18 protein-coding genes are annotated in these 15,424 nt (G+C 62.5%); 9 read left to right on the top strand and 9 right to left on the bottom strand.

Annotated elements, in window-relative coordinates; all coding sequences use genetic code 11:
- Window positions 1-2 precede the first annotated feature (2 nt).
- Both JQ609_RS21995 and JQ609_RS21990 read left to right on the top strand, forming a co-directional pair.
- On the top strand, window positions 3-386 hold the full coding sequence (locus JQ609_RS21995; RefSeq protein WP_212210472.1) for an Mth938-like domain-containing protein: 384 nt from the start codon (window positions 3-5) through the stop codon (window positions 384-386).
- Entirely contained in the window at window positions 383-1,246 is an 864-nt protein-coding gene (locus JQ609_RS21990) for a phytoene/squalene synthase family protein (protein WP_212210470.1), read from the top strand. The genes JQ609_RS21995 and JQ609_RS21990 overlap by 4 nt, the downstream gene beginning before the upstream one ends.
- Here JQ609_RS21990 and JQ609_RS21985 read toward each other — a convergent pair.
- The 3 genes from JQ609_RS21985 to JQ609_RS21975 all read right to left on the bottom strand — a co-directional run bounded on the left by JQ609_RS21985 (window position 1,243) and on the right by JQ609_RS21975 (window position 4,110).
- Window positions 1,243-2,367: a serine/threonine protein kinase gene (locus JQ609_RS21985; protein ID WP_212274936.1), complete on the bottom strand. Its 1,125-nt coding sequence runs from the start codon at window positions 2,365-2,367 to the stop codon at window positions 1,243-1,245. The two genes, JQ609_RS21990 and JQ609_RS21985, sit on opposite strands and share 4 nt — an antisense overlap.
- Window positions 2,368-2,371: 4 nt before the next feature.
- Window positions 2,372-3,805, bottom strand: coding sequence for a methylenetetrahydrofolate--tRNA-(uracil(54)-C(5))-methyltransferase (FADH(2)-oxidizing) TrmFO (trmFO, locus tag JQ609_RS21980; RefSeq protein WP_212274935.1), 1,434 nt, complete (start codon window positions 3,803-3,805; stop codon window positions 2,372-2,374).
- Between the two features lie 152 nt (window positions 3,806-3,957).
- Window positions 3,958-4,110: a DUF1127 domain-containing protein gene (locus tag JQ609_RS21975; protein ID WP_016846063.1), complete on the bottom strand. Its 153-nt coding sequence runs from the start codon at window positions 4,108-4,110 to the stop codon at window positions 3,958-3,960.
- Window positions 4,111-4,987: 877 nt separating this feature from the next.
- On the opposite strand from JQ609_RS21975, the gene JQ609_RS21970 reads away from it, so the two are divergent.
- A complete protein-coding gene (locus JQ609_RS21970) occupies window positions 4,988-5,251 on the top strand; it encodes a hypothetical protein (RefSeq protein WP_212210464.1) in 264 nt (87 codons plus the stop codon).
- A 58-nt stretch (window positions 5,252-5,309) separates the two neighbouring features.
- On the opposite strand, the gene JQ609_RS21965 is transcribed toward JQ609_RS21970, so the two are convergent.
- Both JQ609_RS21965 and JQ609_RS21960 read right to left on the bottom strand, forming a co-directional pair.
- Window positions 5,310-6,125, bottom strand: a complete 816-nt coding sequence (locus tag JQ609_RS21965) for a lytic murein transglycosylase (RefSeq protein ID WP_212210461.1) — start codon at window positions 6,123-6,125, stop codon at window positions 5,310-5,312.
- 274 nt (window positions 6,126-6,399) lie between these two features.
- On the bottom strand, window positions 6,400-7,329 hold the full coding sequence (locus tag JQ609_RS21960; RefSeq protein ID WP_212274934.1) for a DUF2189 domain-containing protein: 930 nt from the start codon (window positions 7,327-7,329) through the stop codon (window positions 6,400-6,402).
- A gap of 294 nt (window positions 7,330-7,623) precedes the next feature.
- Here JQ609_RS21960 and JQ609_RS21955 point away from each other — a divergent pair, with 294 nt between their 5' ends.
- Window positions 7,624-8,013, top strand: coding sequence for a DUF3597 domain-containing protein (locus JQ609_RS21955; RefSeq protein WP_212274933.1), 390 nt, complete (start codon window positions 7,624-7,626; stop codon window positions 8,011-8,013).
- Window positions 8,014-8,094: 81 nt separating this feature from the next.
- Here the strand turns inward: JQ609_RS21955 and JQ609_RS21950 are convergent, their stop codons facing one another.
- The gene (locus tag JQ609_RS21950) at window positions 8,095-8,259 is read right to left on the bottom strand and encodes a DUF1127 domain-containing protein (protein ID WP_212274932.1); all 165 of its coding nucleotides are present in this window, start codon (window positions 8,257-8,259) and stop codon (window positions 8,095-8,097) included.
- Window positions 8,260-8,430: 171 nt separating this feature from the next.
- On the opposite strand from JQ609_RS21950, the gene JQ609_RS21945 reads away from it, so the two are divergent.
- Window positions 8,431-9,219 (top strand): fumarylacetoacetate hydrolase family protein, encoded by a 789-nt coding sequence (locus JQ609_RS21945; protein ID WP_212274931.1) that lies wholly within the window; start codon window positions 8,431-8,433, stop codon window positions 9,217-9,219.
- Window positions 9,220-9,368: 149 nt separating this feature from the next.
- Here the strand turns inward: JQ609_RS21945 and JQ609_RS21940 are convergent, their stop codons facing one another.
- On the bottom strand, window positions 9,369-9,638 hold the full coding sequence (locus JQ609_RS21940; RefSeq protein WP_212274930.1) for a GNAT family N-acetyltransferase: 270 nt from the start codon (window positions 9,636-9,638) through the stop codon (window positions 9,369-9,371).
- Between the two features lie 98 nt (window positions 9,639-9,736).
- Between JQ609_RS21940 and JQ609_RS21935 the strand changes: the two genes are divergently transcribed.
- A complete protein-coding gene (locus tag JQ609_RS21935; protein WP_212274929.1) occupies window positions 9,737-10,681 on the top strand; it encodes a tetratricopeptide repeat protein in 945 nt (314 codons plus the stop codon).
- A gap of 145 nt (window positions 10,682-10,826) precedes the next feature.
- A complete protein-coding gene (locus tag JQ609_RS21930; protein WP_212274928.1) occupies window positions 10,827-11,231 on the top strand; it encodes an SPW repeat protein in 405 nt (134 codons plus the stop codon).
- A gap of 125 nt (window positions 11,232-11,356) precedes the next feature.
- Here JQ609_RS21930 and JQ609_RS35640 read toward each other — a convergent pair whose 3' ends face one another.
- Window positions 11,357-11,485 carry a hypothetical protein gene (locus tag JQ609_RS35640; RefSeq protein WP_283813479.1) on the bottom strand — a complete coding sequence of 43 codons (129 nt, stop codon included), beginning with the start codon at window positions 11,483-11,485 and terminating at the stop codon, window positions 11,357-11,359.
- A 201-nt stretch (window positions 11,486-11,686) separates the two neighbouring features.
- On the opposite strand from JQ609_RS35640, the gene JQ609_RS21925 reads away from it, so the two are divergent.
- Both JQ609_RS21925 and JQ609_RS21920 read left to right on the top strand, forming a co-directional pair.
- The gene (locus JQ609_RS21925) at window positions 11,687-13,324 is read left to right on the top strand and encodes an acyl-CoA synthetase (protein ID WP_212274927.1); all 1,638 of its coding nucleotides are present in this window, start codon (window positions 11,687-11,689) and stop codon (window positions 13,322-13,324) included.
- 38 nt (window positions 13,325-13,362) lie between these two features.
- Window positions 13,363-14,220, top strand: a complete 858-nt coding sequence (locus tag JQ609_RS21920; protein ID WP_212274957.1) for a PCC domain-containing protein — start codon at window positions 13,363-13,365, stop codon at window positions 14,218-14,220.
- Between the two features lie 883 nt (window positions 14,221-15,103).
- Here the strand turns inward: JQ609_RS21920 and JQ609_RS21915 are convergent.
- Complete coding sequence (locus JQ609_RS21915) at window positions 15,104-15,307, bottom strand: hypothetical protein (protein ID WP_212274926.1); 204 nt, start codon at window positions 15,305-15,307, stop codon at window positions 15,104-15,106.
- Window positions 15,308-15,424: the final 117 nt, after the last annotated feature.

The following is a 15,424-nucleotide window of genomic DNA, read 5'->3' as shown; positions in this document are numbered from 1 at the left end:
GCATGACGAGCTCCTCGGACGCTCCGCATTTTCCGAGGTCGGCGCCGATCGAGGCCTACGGCAAGGGTGGTTTTGCGTTCGCCGACATGTCGCACCGCGGCTCGCTGCTGTGCCTGCCGGACGGGATCTGGGCGTGGGACGTCACGAAGCCCGATGAGATCGACGAATATTCGCTGGCGCGCGTCTTCAAGGCTGCGAATTCGATCGACACCCTGGTCGTCGGCACCGGCACCGACGTCTGGATTCCGCCCAAACATTTGCGCGAGGCGCTGCGCGCGGTGCGGGTGGTGCTGGACCCGATGCAGACCGGGCCGGCGATCCGTACCTACAACATCATGATGGGTGAGCGCCGGCGCGTTGCCGCCGCGCTGATCGCGGTGCCATGAGCGCAAGCGAGGCATCCAGGGATTCCGCCGGCTTCTGCGCCGACCTGGTGCGCACCCATGATTTCGTCCGCTACGCGTCGACGCTGTTCATGCCGGCGGCCCAGCGCCGCGCGCTGCTCGCGATCTACGCTTTCAACGCGGAGATTTCACGGGTGCGCGAGCAGGTCAGCCAGCCGCTGCCCGGCGAGATGCGGCTGCAATGGTGGACCGACATGCTGGCCGGCGCGGGCCATGGCGGCATCGAAGGCAACCCGGTCGCCGCCGAACTGCTGCAGGTGATCCGTGACTACCACCTGCCGGTCGACCCGCTGTCCCGCCTGATCGACGAACACCAGTTCGATCTCTACAACGACCCGATGCCGTCGATGGCGGCACTCGAAGGCTACATCAACGACACATCTTCGGCGCTGTTCTCGCTGGCCGGGCTCGTCGCGTCGCGGCCCTCGGAAGCGGTCGATCACCTCGCGCGCCACGCCGGCTTCGCCCAGGGCCTGGTGCAGGTGATCGAGAAGTTGCCGTGGGATGCGGCGCGGCGCCAGCTGTTCGTGCCGCTGCAATTGCTGCAGCAACACGGCAGCGGCATGGAAGAAGTCTATTCGGGCAAGCAGACGCCGCAGGCGCGCGCGGCGATCGACCAGCTGATCGGCGAGGCGCGGGAGCATCTGAAAACCGCCTTCGAACTGCTCTCCGCCGTGCCGCCGGAGGTGAGGCCGGTATTCCTGCCGCTGGCGCTGGTCCGCCGCGACCTGAAGTGGATGTCGCGGGCGGATTCCGATCCGTTCGTACCTAGGACCTCGTCGCGATTGCGGACGCTCTGGACGCTGTGGCGGGCGTCGCGCTCGCCGGAATTCGGTGGTTAAGAGTTTGTTCGCGTAGAGGCGCCCGACGGCGAATCCATATCGGCCGCTTCAAAATTAAACCGGTCCCGCAAATTCTTGCGGCTCTCCAGAATGTCCTTCAGGAACGCCCGGTCAGTGTCGTTCTTCATCATCGGCTCGATCAGGTCGAGCTGGTTCATCGCGACGAGCTGCAGGATTTCGGTGCGCGGCTTGCCGGCGGTATCGCGCGGCAATGCGTGCACGACCTGGATATGCTCCGGCGGTTTGACGCCCCTGGCGGACGAAAGCTCGCTGCGCAGCTGCTTTTCCAGCGCAACCTGATCGGCCTCGACGAACGCATAGAGTCCGACGCCGGTGCGGCGGTCAGCAAAGGCGACGATGGCCGTATCGCGCACGTGTGGATTTTTGCGGATCATCTCGATCAGCACAGGCGCGTCGTTGACCAGGCGACGGCCGCCGCCTTCGCGATCGGTGAAATTGAACAGGCCGCGGGTGATGGCCTGATAGACCTTCTTGCCGGTCATCAGCCAGACGCTGGCGACGACGGATTTGCGCGCCAGGATCTTGCGCTCCATTGGCGTCAACGCGGCAGGCGCGTAGCTGCGCTTGTGTTTCAAGAGGTGCCGCAGGTCCTCATAGGCCGCGATGCGAAACAGCCGGCTGCGGCTCTTGAAGCAGGCGGCCAGCTGGAAATCGGTGAGATAGGCCTGTCCGTCACTGCCGCGCAGCCAGTTCTGCTCCTTGGCAAGATCGTTGTGGCAGATGCCGGCGCGATGCAGTTTTCGCAGTGCCAGCTTGGCGGAACGGAAATAGCCGAGGTCGCCATGCGGCTTTGCCATTTGCAGCGCGACGCCATCGATGAAGCCGCGCACCAGCGCCTGCCGGCCAGCCCACAGCAGTTTTGGGCCGACATTCAGGTCACGCGCCAGCGCCAGTGCGCGGTGCTCGCGGGCGAACAGATGGCGAGCGAGGAGATAGGACCATATCGGCACCTGATCGAGCCGGCGCAACACCGCATCGACCTCGCCGGCGTCGCTTTTGAAGCGCCCGCGCTCGACGGTGGAGAACACGTCGCGCTTCAGCAGCACGCCTTCGGTCCATCGCGCCGACAGAATCGCGGCGTCATCCTTTGGCAAAGCCATGATCTTACGCCGCCGCCGCGACGCGCAGGTGATCGGCGATCCAGCGGTCGAGATCGGCCAGCGCCCGCGCACTCATCGCCTGCTTCTTGGCGACCGTCTTCTCGTTGCCGCGCAGCCGCGTGCCGTCCGGCTTCTTCGTTGGCGGGCTGGCAAGCGGCGGGAACAGGCCGAAATTGATGTTCATCGGTTGAAACGAGCGCGGGCCAGCGTCGACGGTCTCGATGTGACCGCCGGTGATGTGGCCGAGCAGGGATCCCAGCGCTGTCGTCGCCGGCGGCGGCGCCAGCGACTGCGCGCGTGCATCGGCGGCGGCATAGAGCCCGGCCATCAATCCGATGCTGGCGGATTCGACATAGCCTTCGCACCCGGTCATCTGGCCGGCGAAACGCAGCCGCGGCTGCGCGCGCAGCCGCAATTGGCCGTCCAGAAGCTTTGGCGAGTTCAGGAAGGTGTTGCGATGCAGGCCGCCGAGGCGGGCGAATTCGGCCGCCTCGAGCCCGGGAATGCTGCGGAACACGCGCTGCTGGGCGCCGTGCTTCAGCTTGGTCTGGAAGCCGACGATGTTGTAGAGCGTGCCGAGCTTGTTGTCCTGGCGCAGCTGTACGATGGCGTAGGCCTTCACCGTCGGGTTATGCGGATTGGTGAGGCCGACCGGCTTCATCGGCCCGTGGCGCAGCGTCTCGTGACCGCGTTCAGCCATTACTTCGACCGGCAGGCAGCCATCGAAGTAGGGCGTGTTGGTCTCCCAGTCCTTGAAGTCGACCTTCTCGCCGGCGAGCAGATCAGCAACGAACGCGTCGTACTGTTCCTTGGTCATCGGGCAGTTGATGTAATCGGCGCCGGTGCCGCCGGGCCCGACCTTGTCGTAGCGCGACTGGAACCAGGCCACCGACATGTCGATGGAATCCTTGTGTACGATCGGCGCGATCGCGTCGAAAAACGCCAGCGCGTTCTCGTCGGTGAGTTCGCGAATAGCGTCCGCCAGCGGCGCCGAGGTGAGGGGACCGGTCGCCACGATCACGTTGCCCCAGTCGGCCGGCGGCAGGCCGGCGATTTCCGTGCGGTCGATCTCGATCAACGGATGCTCGTGCAGGGCACGGGTGACGGCGGCCGAAAATCCGTCGCGATCAACCGCCAGCGCACCGCCGGCGGGCACCTGGTTGGCGTCCGCCGACCGCATGATCAGCGAGCCCAGCCGGCGCATTTCGGCGTGCAGCAGGCCCACCGCATTATTGGCGGCATCGTCGGAGCGGAATGAATTGGAGCAGACGAGTTCGGCAAGCCCTTCGGTTTGATGGGCCTCCGTCATCCGCACCGGGCGCATCTCGTGCAGGACCACGGGGATGCCGGCATTGGCGATCTGCCAGGCGGCTTCCGAGCCGGCGAGGCCACCGCCGATCACATGGACGGTGTTAGTTGGATTCTTGGCTGCGGTCATGCGCGCAGGGTTAGCGCGTTTTCTCGCCAAGTGCACCTGCGGCAATGGCGTTTTTTGAACAAGGAATCCAGCCCGGATACGACCAAGTCCAGATACGACAACGCCCGCAGCGAGGCGGGCGTTTATCCGTTCGTCAGGCAGCTGACAAAGGATCAGCCGTTATAGGTCCCGGCTGCAACGCGCGGAATGTCCGAACGATCGAGGCCAATATCGGCCAATTCGCGATCGCTAAGCTGGGACAGTTCGCTGACATTGCGCTGATAGTCCCGGAACGCCTGGATCATGCGGATGAGCGAGAGTAACATGGTAGTCTCCTTGAAATTACGATTCAGCTCTTGGAGGGACGCCTCATCGTTGAAATGAATATAGCTGATATTTTGCAGTGCAGAAGTTCCTATGTTGCGGTGCAGCTAAGCTGGAAACGCATGGCTTTGGTAAGGTTTGATTAACCCATCGGCACTGCTCGCTCAATCGAGCGGCCAAAGGCTGGTTCCGACCTCAGTACATATGAATTACGCATTCAAAATCAAATAGTTGACAAAATTTCGGTAGCAACTATTACGACCTCGTCAAGAGATGCTTCCGCACCAGAAATCAATGGCTGGCCGACCTGCACAAAATCGAACCGTCGCTCTGCTTCGCATGCGCGATTCGCATGCAGTTCTTCGCATAAGAATGAATATATAATCAGTCTATGGTGGCAAGGCGCGCGGCTTAGGCGCAACTGTGGCGCGAGCCCCGCGCTGGGGCATTAGCCAGCAGCCGGGACCCGCCGACACTTGCTGCGGCTGGCGACCGCTGATGACTTCCGCTGCTCGTGGCGACGATAGCTATCTTGGCGTATCGCTCGACGAAGACCGTGCGAACAGCGCTCCCGATTTGAACGCAACGTCTCACCACATGCGTTGATCATCGCTATCGGGGTAGCGCGCACCATGGCGAGATCGAACGCGATCTTTGCCCGGTGCTGCATCGATCAACATGCTGCGCCGCGTCGTTACGTGGCCGTAATGAATTACGCAGCCGTAATGAAAAAGCGTCGTTTCGCATAATCGCATTGCATGCTGCGCTCAGCACCTCGCGCGAACGTCATTCCAAAATTTTCTGCAACCGGAAAACAATCATCGCGCAGATTCCGGCAATGACGCTGGTGCTGTCAAAAACAGAAAACGGAAAAACAACATGCTCAATAAATTAATCGCAGCAGCCGCAATGGCTGCCATTGCCTACGCCATCGCTCCCGCAAACGCCGCCAAGGTGAACGCCGGCTGCAGCGGTCCCAACCTCGAAAAGACCGAGACCGCCATCGAGGCGATGGCGGACGGCGAGGGCAAGATTACCGCGCAAAAGGAAATCGCCATGGCTCAGGACGCCATGCTGAGCGGCAAGATGGGCGTCTGCGGCGCGCATCTGAGCAAGGCGATGCACATAGGTACGGCGAAGTAGACCTACCCGGCGGAGGGCCTGTTGCCTTGGTGCCTGGCCCTCCGATTTTCCCGACCTATTAAGGCGCACGCGCAAGCTGTGTCGCGAAATAGCCGATGGTCTTGGAATAGACCTCGCTCTTATTCCACTGCTGGATCACGGCGAAATTCGCGCTGCCGGGCTCCCAATCCTTGCCGCGCTGCCAGCCATAGCTTGCAAGATAGTTCGCGGTCGAGGCCAGCACATCAGGCGCACTGCGCAGCAGGTCGCGGCGGCCATTGCCGTCGAAATCGACCGCATATTTGATGTAGGACGACGGCATGAACTGGGTCTGGCCGATTTCACCGGCCCAGGCGCCGCGCATATCCTGTGGCGCGATATCGCCGCGCTCGACGATGCGGAGCGCGTCCATCAACTCGGCCTTGAACAAATCGGTGCGACGGCAATCATAGGCCAGCGTCGCAAGCGAGCGCAGCGTCGGGAATTTTCCGATGTTGACGCCGTAATCGGTCTCCAGACCCCAGATTGCGACCAGTACTTCGCCGGGCACGCCATAGGCCTGTTCGATGCGCCCGAGCACCGATCCATATTGCTTGAGCATGTTGGCGCCGCGGGCGAGCCGGGGCGGGACCATGCGGCCGGAGAATTCCTCAAAGCTCTGGCTGAAAACCTTCTGTGAATGGTCCCGCGCAATGACCGTCTTGTCGAGCGCCACGCCGGTCAGTCCGGTTTGAATGACCGCCGGCGAAATTCCTTTCGCCGCGGCTTCCTTTTTGAAGTCTTCGAGCCAGCCCTCAAACGTGCCGGAGCCACAGGGAGCTGCAATCGATGGGCTTGCCGAAGTCAGGAGAAGTGCAGCCAGCGCCAAAGTCCGAACAGAAACGCGAGAGGTCATAGTGTCGTTCGCTCCAAAGTCGATTCATGATCGACATTAGTCTCGAAACCACACCGAATGTTCGGAGCAACAGCGGCCAAAACAAGGCCGCCATTTCGTCGGCGCTGACACAAACGTGTCATCAGCACAGGCGCTCAATTCATAGGCAATTCTGAACCCGAAGGCCGAGGCCGAGGGGCGGCCTGGATTGGTCTGCGCGATGCCAGCATGAATGGACGCCAAACCGCCGGTCGACAACCGACCGGCGGTTTGATCTCGCTACTTGCTGTAAGGCCTATGCGCCTTCCTTGCGCCGCCAGGGAAACAGATTGGCCGGGAAGTCCGCCGCGGGCTTGCGCTCGCGTGGCGCGCGGGGCGGAAGCGGCTGGGGGTTGAGTTCCGGTTCAATGGTTTCCCGGTAGAGATGCCAGGTGGCGTGGCCAAGCAGTGGAATGACGACGGCAAGGCCAAGGAAGAACGGCAGCGTTCCTGCAACCAGCAGCACGGCCACGATCAAACCCCAGACCGCCATCGGCACGGGATTTCGTGCGACCGCGCGCAGGGACGTCACCATCGCGTCGCCGGCGCCGGCGTGACGATCGAGCATCAGCGGAAACGATACGACGCTGATGCAGAGCGCGACGAGGGCGAACAGGAAGCCGACGCCGCAGCCGACCACGATCAGCCACCAGCCTTGCGGCGTGGTCAGCACCCGCGTCGCGAAATCTTGCAGGCCCGTCGCGCCCTCATAGCCGAACGCCGCGATGTAGATCGCCTGCGCGGTGGCTACCCAGGTCACAAACAACGCCAGCAGGAGGACGCCGAGCCCGAGCATGGCGCCGAACGAGGGCGAGCGCAGCACCTCGAGCGCATCCCACGCCGTCGCCTGTGCGCCGGTCTCACGACGGCGGCTCATCTCATATAGGCCGAGCGCTGCGAACGGGCCGAGCAGGGCGAAGCCTGCGGCCAGCGGAAACAACAGCGGCAACACCGAGTAACCGAGCACCGTGCGCGCCAGCACCAATCCGAGCACGGGATAGATCACGCACAGGATAACGGCGTGACTTGGAACGGCCTTGAAATCCTCCCAGCCGAGCTGCAAGGCCCGGTGCAAATCGGAAAGGCCGATGGTTCGGATCTCTGGCGCGTTCGCGGTCTCCTGTCCGCTCTGCGTCAGAGATGTGACATTGCCTTGATATGAGGTGCCTTGAATTGGAATCGCCATGGTCGTCGTCTCCCTCTGGCGGCCGCATCTTGCGCTCGCTGGAGGGCGCAAACGTGCCGTTTCGAAACATGATCACGATCAGACCGGACGCGAAGACAGGGAAGAACAACTGGCCATGTCGCGAACTGAGTCATCAGCGTACTCCCAAACCGGGACAATAGCACTCACGCTTCGGTGAATGTTTCATTGGCAAGCCACAATTGGCTGGCTAAACTGCAAGGCGAGCCCGGGCTGGTGCTGCCGGTCAACAGTGCCGCTAGCGACATACCTATTCAATTCCACTGGGAGCCAACGATGAGCATTTTCGGAAAAATCATGGGCGCGATTTTCGGCACCAAGGCAGACGCGGCGCCGGCTTCCGGCGGAGCGGCAGGCGGAGCAACTGCAGAAGCGGCGGCCGCCGGCGGATCCGCAGCACCGGCGGCAACGGTCGATGTCGCTCCGATTCTGGACAAGGCGGTGGCCGCCAAGGGCGAGAAGCTGGCGTGGCGCACCTCGATCGTCGACTTGATGAAGGCGCTCGACATCGATTCGAGCTTCACGGCGCGCAAGGAGCTCGCCAAGGAGCTCGGCTATACCGGTGACAGCAATGATTCAGCGAGCATGAACATCTGGCTGCACAAGCAGGTGATGACCAAGTTGGCCGCGAATGGCGGCAAGCTGCCGCCGGAGATCAAGCACTGACGCTCTCGTTCTGATCAACAGGCAAAAGGCCCGCGGTGACGCGGGCCTTCTTTGTTTTGGAATGTGCGCGAGAACGATCGTTCAGGGATACGGCCGGCGCCCGGTGTAGCGCGGCGCGGAGTTGGCAAGGTCGGCGCGGCTGATGCCGATGTCGCGGAGCATGCGATCGTCAAGCTGGCTCATGCTCGCGAGCTCGGAGCGGTAGCGGGCGTATCGCCTGAAGGCGGCAATCAGAGAGATCAACATGGTCTTTTCCTATTCAAGATGTGAGAGGCACCTTTGCGGTGCTGATGGCCGTTGGTCGCGAGCTGCGGCGACGCGGTTCACTGCAATGCAGCAAAGCGCAGGTGCCATGCAATTTGTGCGAAAAGGCTGTAGAGACAGCCTGAACGAGAAACGTGAACCAGGGAGACCATCATGAACAGCCTCGACCGCAGAACCATTCTAACGACCGGAGCGTTGGCGCTGGCGGGCGCGGCGGCAAGCGCTCCGGCCGCTGCGCAGGCCGGCCCGAAGTCGATGTTTCCGGTACCGGCGACGACCATTCCGATCGTCGGCGAGACCGACGTGTATCAGGTCCGCCGCATCTATTGCATCGGGCGCAACTATGCCGCGCATGCGCGCGAAATGGGATCCGACCCGACCCGCGAACCGCCGTTCTTTTTTCAGAAGCCGACGGATGCGATCCAGAACGTCGCGATCGGTAGCATCGCCGATCATCCCTATCCCTCACTGACCAAGAACTATCACTACGAGGTCGAACTGGTGGCAGCGCTCAAATCGGGCGGCACCAACATCCCGGCGGAGAAGGCGCTCGATCACGTCTATGGCTATGCGCTCGGCCTCGACATGACGCGGCGCGACCTGCAGCGCGCGTTGGGCGACGAGAAGAAGCCCTGGGAGATCGGCAAGAGCTTTGACCGTTCTGCGGTGCTCGGCCCGATCCACCCCGCCGCCAAGACCGGCCATTTCACCAAGGGCGCGATCTCGCTGGCGCTGAACGGCACCGTCAAGCAGAACTCCAACCTGCAGAACATGATCTGGAGCGTCGCTGAGCAGATCGCCAAATTGTCGGATGCCTTCGAGCTGAAGGCCGGCGACATCATCTATTCGGGCACGCCTGAAAATGTCGGCCCGGTCGTGAAGGGTGACGTGCTGCTGTGCAAGCTGGAAGGGCTGCCGGATATGTCGATCAAGATTGTATAGATTGTCGTCGCTGCGCCCTGCGAACGCAGGGACCCATACCGCGTGATCTCTCGGAAGGCTCGGGAGCAGAGACCATCCGCAAAACTCCCCCCGGTGGTTATGGGTCCCGGGCCCCGTGCGCAATCGCGCACTAGGCCGGGACGACGAAATTAGGCGGTCAGGTCTGCAAATTGCGGATTTTTCTGCAGGTAGTCGACAACAAAACCGCAGCCGGCGATCACCTTGTGGCCGTCGGCGCGGATCAATTCCAGCGCGCCCTTGACCAGTTCGGAGGCAATGCCGCGGCCGCGCAGCGCCCTCGGCGTCTCGGTATGGGTGATGATAACAGCCGACGGGGTCAGCCGATAATTCGCAAACGCTACCGCACCCTCGACGTCGAGTTCGAAGCGGTTTTGGGCCTTGTTGTTGCGGACGGTCATGCGAGGAGTTCCATGCGATTCACCCTACTCATGTAGGCATGTGAACCCGATGATGCAAACGAGCGACCAAGGGAGAAATCGCTTGCCGGGGTGACATCATGCGCATTTTGACCTGTTTGACCGCATCGCTGCTGGGCGCATCGCTGACGTTCACGCAAGCGCCAGCCGCATCTGCCGGGGGCGACCGGAACTGGCAGGCCTGTACCAACACGACGACGGCGCCGAATGAGCGGGTAACGGCCTGCAGCGTCGTGATCGATGGCAAGACCGAGACCGGCAAGAGGCTCGCCGGCGCCTATTGCAACCGCGGCCACGGGCTTACCGAGAAGCGTGAACTCGACGCCGCCATGGCCGACCTCAATGAGGCGATCAAGCTCGATCCGGACTATGCCTGCGCCTATACCAATCGCGGACGGGTCTATGCCTTCAAGCGCGGACTCGATCACGCCATTTCCGACTATGACGCGGCGCTCCGAATCGATCCGACCTTCGCGTTGGCCTACAACAATCGCGGCGACGCCTGGGTCGGAAAAGGCGACCTCGATCGCGCGCTGACCGATTTCGACGCCGCCATCAAACACAACCCGTCGCTCGCCATCGCCTATGGCAACCGCGGCTATCTCCATCATCGCAAGCGCGACACCACCCGCGCGATCGCCGATTACAGCATTCAGATCAAGCTGAAGCCGGACGTGCTGGCCTATATCAACCGCGGCAATGTCTATCGCGATACCGAGCAACTGGAGCGTGCCGCCGCCGATTACGGTGCGGCGGCGAAAATCGCGCCGACCGATGCCCGGGGCTGGCGCAACCGCGGCATGATCCGGCTGTATCAGGGCGATACCAAGCGCGGCATTGCCGATTACGACAAGGCGTTGCAATACGATCCGGCCGACGCCTATTCCTGGAATAACCGCGGCCAGGCCAAGATGCGGCTGGGCAACAAGGCCGGCGCGGTCGCGGATTTCCGCAAAGCCCTGGAGATCAACCCCAGCCTGCGCACCGCCCGTGAAGGCCTGCAGCAACTTGGCGCAGCGCAATAGGTCTGTTGAGGTCTTGCAACCGGTTAGGGTGTACCTACGTCTTTTGCAAGACATACGCCCCGATGCGGCCGGATATGGTTCGAGATCGGAAATGTCAGGGATAGCCGGCCGCTGACGTATGCCTCTTTTCAATGGGAGGTTTACTATGTCGGACTTTCGTTTCTTCAGAACACATCGATCGTGGGAGGACTGGTTCGGCATGCTGCTTGGCGTGCTGATCGTGGTGTCGCCCTGGTTTCCCCTGCAGCCGGCCAACGAGGTCATGACCGCCGATCGCAGCACCATGATCCTCAATACGTTCGTGGTCGGCATGCTGGTATTCGGCCTCGCCCAGCTGGAATATGTCGCATTGCAGCGCTGGGAGGAGGTGGCGGAGATCGTCCTCGGGCTCTGGCTGATCGCTTCACCGTGGATTTTCGGCTATTCCGGCGACGCGTTTCTGCCGGCTTGGCACGCGATACTCGGCGCAGTCGTGGCTCTGCTCGGCGCGCTTCAGCTGTGGCAGGATTGGCGCCTGACCGACCAGGAACTCGCCAACCATCCGCAGTAGGGTTGCTTGCGATCGGGCCTGCCGGCTTTCTCGTCGGCAGGCCTGCGTGGCAGCGCGGTAACGATGACGACAGGATCGCCCGGGACCCGCCGGGTGGTCCTGTTTCGGCGTGGAAAATCGGGAGGTCAGCGCACGCCGGTCCCCTTGCAGCGCTGGCATTTGACGACGTTATCGCCCTTCTTCACCAGGCCCTTGCCCTCGCAATTCTTGCATTTCTGCTTCTTCTTGATGTTAGGGCCTTTTTCATTGGCCATCTTGATCTCCCGGCGTTTGGCTGATGGCACCATGGGCCAGCCATGCAGCCGCGTCTATAAGCACGCAGCCTGGACCAGGACGCCTGGACGCGCTGGCAGAGGCCGGGCTTTCTGCTAACGTCCGGCCGGGACGTTCAGATTAGTGTTGAGAAGCGTAACGATGATGATTTTGCTTGGCTTGTGCAGTGCGGCGGTGCCGACGTGACGGGAACCGCAACCACAGCCGCGCCGCGCGGCGGCCTCGTGCGGATGTCGAACCGGGTGATGAACCTGGCGCATCTGGTGACCCAGAATGCCCGCCGCCATGGCGATCGCACCGGCTTTATCTACGGCGACCGGACCTGGACTTGGCGCGAGATCGACCGCGCCGTCTCGGGGCTTTCAGCCGCGCTTGCCGAGCGCGGCCTCGTCAAGGGCGACCGACTGCTGGTGCATTCGAAAAATTGCGACGAGATGTTCTGGTCGATGTTTGCGGCGTTCCGGCTCGGCGTGGTCTGGGTGCCGACCAACTTCCGCTTGATGCCGGACGAGGTCGCCTATCTTGCCACTGCCTCGGGTGCCAAGGGGTTTTTGTGCCACGGCGATTTCCCGGAACACGCCGCCGCCGTAGCCAACCCCGCGCTGGAGTTCATCTGGCGGATCGGCGAGGGCGCCTTTGGCGAGAAGTCGGTGAGCGCCGCCATTGCGGCGCATGCCGGCGAGAGTTTTGCCAATACCGCGGTCGACTACAACGACCCCTGCTGGTTCTTCTTCACCTCGGGCACCACGGGACGCTCCAAGGCGGCGGTGCTGACCCATGGCCAGATGGCCTTTGTGGTCACCAACCATCTCGCCGATTTGATGCCCGGCACCACCGAGCAGGACGCCTCTCTGGTGGTGGCGCCGCTGTCGCATGGCGCCGGCGTGCACCAGCTGGTGCAGGCGGCGCGGGGCGTGCCGACCATCCTGCTGCCGTCGGAAAAATTCGATATCAACGAGGCGTTCCGGCTGATCGAGGCGCATCGCGTCAGCAACATTTTTACGGTGCCGACCATTTTGAAGATGATGGTCGAGCATCCCGCGGTCGACCGCTACGACCATTCCTCGCTCCGCTTCATCATCTATGCCGGCGCGCCGATGTACCGCGAGGACCAGAAGGCCGCGCTGAACAAGCTGGGCAAGGTGCTGGTGCAGTATTTCGGGCTCGGCGAAGTCACCGGCAACATCACCGTCATGCCGGCCAATCTGCATGATCCCGAGGACTCCCCGCACGCGCGGATCGGCACCTGTGGCTTCGAGCGCACCGGCATGCAGGTCTCGATCCAGGGCGATGACGGGCGCGAACTCAAACCGTTCGAGACCGGCGAGATCTGCGTGATCGGCCCCGCCGTGTTCGCCGGCTATTACGACAACCCCGATGCCAATGCGAAGGCGTTTCGCGACGGCTGGTTCCGCACCGGCGATCTCGGCCATATGGACGAGGAGGGCTTTGTCTACATCACCGGCCGCGCCTCCGACATGTACATCTCGGGCGGATCCAACATCTATCCGCGCGAGGTCGAGGAGAAGATTTTGACCCATCCCGGGATCGGCGAGGTCGCTGTGCTTGGGGTGCCCGACCCGTTCTGGGGCGAGGTCGGCGTTGCCGTCTGCGTCCCGCGTGAGGGCGCCGCTGCGGTAAGCGAAGCTGAGCTGGCCGCATTCCTGTCGCCGAAGGTGCCGCGCTACAAAATGCCGAAGCGCTTCTTCTTCTGGGAGGCGTTGCCGAAGTCGGGCTACGGCAAGATCCCGAAGCGGCTGGTGCGCGACGAACTCGAGGCGCGCGGACTGCTCGACCTCACCAAGCAAGACGCATCATGATGACGGCGGCGAAGGCAAACCGGCCGGTGCCGGAAGCAATGCGAAGCATCGTCCAGCCCGGTCCGCCCAACCCTGAACGCATCCAGTGGGTCGAGGCGTGCGGCCGCGCGTTCTCGTTCACGCTGCAAGCCGGCCTGCCGCTGCTGGAAGCCGCGCGTCGCGGCTTTGCCGAGGCCGGATTTGCCGGCGGCGTGCTGAGCATGCGGGGCGGGGCGCTCGGGCCGTTTGCCTATGTGATGCCGGCGCTGTCCAAGACCGGCGCCAATGCCGCGTTCTACAGCGACACCTTCCGGCCCGAAGGCGTCACGCAGCTCAAGTTCGCGGCGATGACTCTTGGCGAGCGCGACGGCGCGCCGTTTTTCCACTGCCATGGCCTGTGGACCGAGACCGATGGCGACCTGCACGGTGGTCATATCCTGCCCGAGGAGAGCATCGTCGCCGAGCCGTTCGCGGTGGAAGCGTTCGGGATCGATGGCGCTGTCTTTACCGCCGAGGTGGATAGCGAGACCAACTTCAAACTGTTCGGGCCGGTGCCGCGCGAGGCGACCGGTGCTGACACCACGAGCCGGGCCTTTGCGCTGCGGTTGCGGCCGAACCAGGATTTCGCGTGTGCGCTGGAAGCATTCTGCCGGCAACACGGGATCTTTCAGGCCCGCATTCATGGCGGGGTCGGTAGCACGATCGGCGCGCAGTTCACCGATGGCCGATCCGTCGTGCCGTTCGCGACCGAGCTTGCGATCCGCTCGGGCACCATCACGTCAACCGCCGACGGTACGCTGGAGGCGACGCTGGATATTGCGTTGGTGGATTATCTCGGCGGAATCGCCGAAGGCCGGCTGATGCGCGGCGACAATCCGGTGCTGATGACGATGGAGCTGGTGCTCGAAGTGCTTTGATCGGTTTCTGCTGTCGTCCCGGCCTAGTGCGCAATTGCGCACGGGGGGCCGGGACCCATACCGCGTGATCTCTCTATGAAGCTCGGTAGCAGAGACCATTCGCAAAACTACTCCCTGGGGTTATGGGGCCCGGCCTTCGCCGGGACGACACGTGGATGTGGCTTCGCATTCTCGCGACGCGTTGCGCCCGAGTTGTGCTTGAAATCGTTCGCCCCCAAAAAATTCAGAGGGCGCAGGGAATGCCGGATGCGCGCTGCACCCGCGGTCTCGTGTGCGAATAGTGCAAACAAAGCTGCACACGAGCATACAGGGCAGCGGAGAGCATCCGACATTCCCTGCGCAGTGGCTTTACGACTTATGGCGTGCTCTCCCCGGTGAGACGGTCTCTATTGCCACCGTCGTCCCTCGGAAGCGTTAGCTCCCGAAGACTTGACGCCGTTACGGGCGCCAGGACCACACGCTTTTGCCGTACGCTTCAGCCGCGACCGTCAATCGCAACCTCAGCGTCCACCGCGACCCGCCCCTCGTTGTGACGACGGCCGACACCCCTCCGAGTGGGACGGGATGGCTATTGATGTGCAGGTGATTTGGGGTCGGAGGAAAGAGAAAAATTTTTGATTGTCGGAAATTTTCCGCTTGACACGATTTCGATAAATCAGAATTGATTTGCCCGTCGTGTTGTTTTGTCGCAGTCGAGAAATACTCGCCGTCGTCATTCCGGAGCTCGCGTAGCGAGAGCTTTGATGTGCAATTGCACATCAGAGAATCCATCGGGCGTCGGCGTGTGCGGCCTGATGGATTCCGGGTTCGCGCCAAGAGGCGCGCCCTCAGATGCGCAATTGCGCATCGGGGAATGACGGAGGAGGCGGCTGGGCTGGACTCGTTACTTCAAATTCTGGGCAATGCCGTCGAGGGTCTGAGACCACTTTGAGCTCACGTCCGACTGAGCCTTCGAGGCCCTCGAATAGACGTTGTTCGCTTCCTGAAGCGCGAACTGAAGTTGCTGACCGAGGTCGGACCGTCCGCCGCTGACGCCGTTCAGCTCATCCGTTGCGAGTTCGCGAATGTCATTGTTCAGATTGGTCATGTCGTTCCCCTTAATGCCTGGAGCGAGACCATTCCCGCCGCGATGATAAGGGCTACGCGATGCGGTCGTGTCGCTCTGTGACTTCGGGCACATTCTAGACCTGGCTTGGGAGAGCGA

The sequence above is a fragment of the Bradyrhizobium sp. AUGA SZCCT0169 genome, assembly GCF_018130085.1.
Taxonomy (GTDB): domain Bacteria; phylum Pseudomonadota; class Alphaproteobacteria; order Rhizobiales; family Xanthobacteraceae; genus Bradyrhizobium.
Note: the sequence above shows the minus strand (reverse complement) of the source record. Positions and strands in the feature narration are given on the sequence as shown.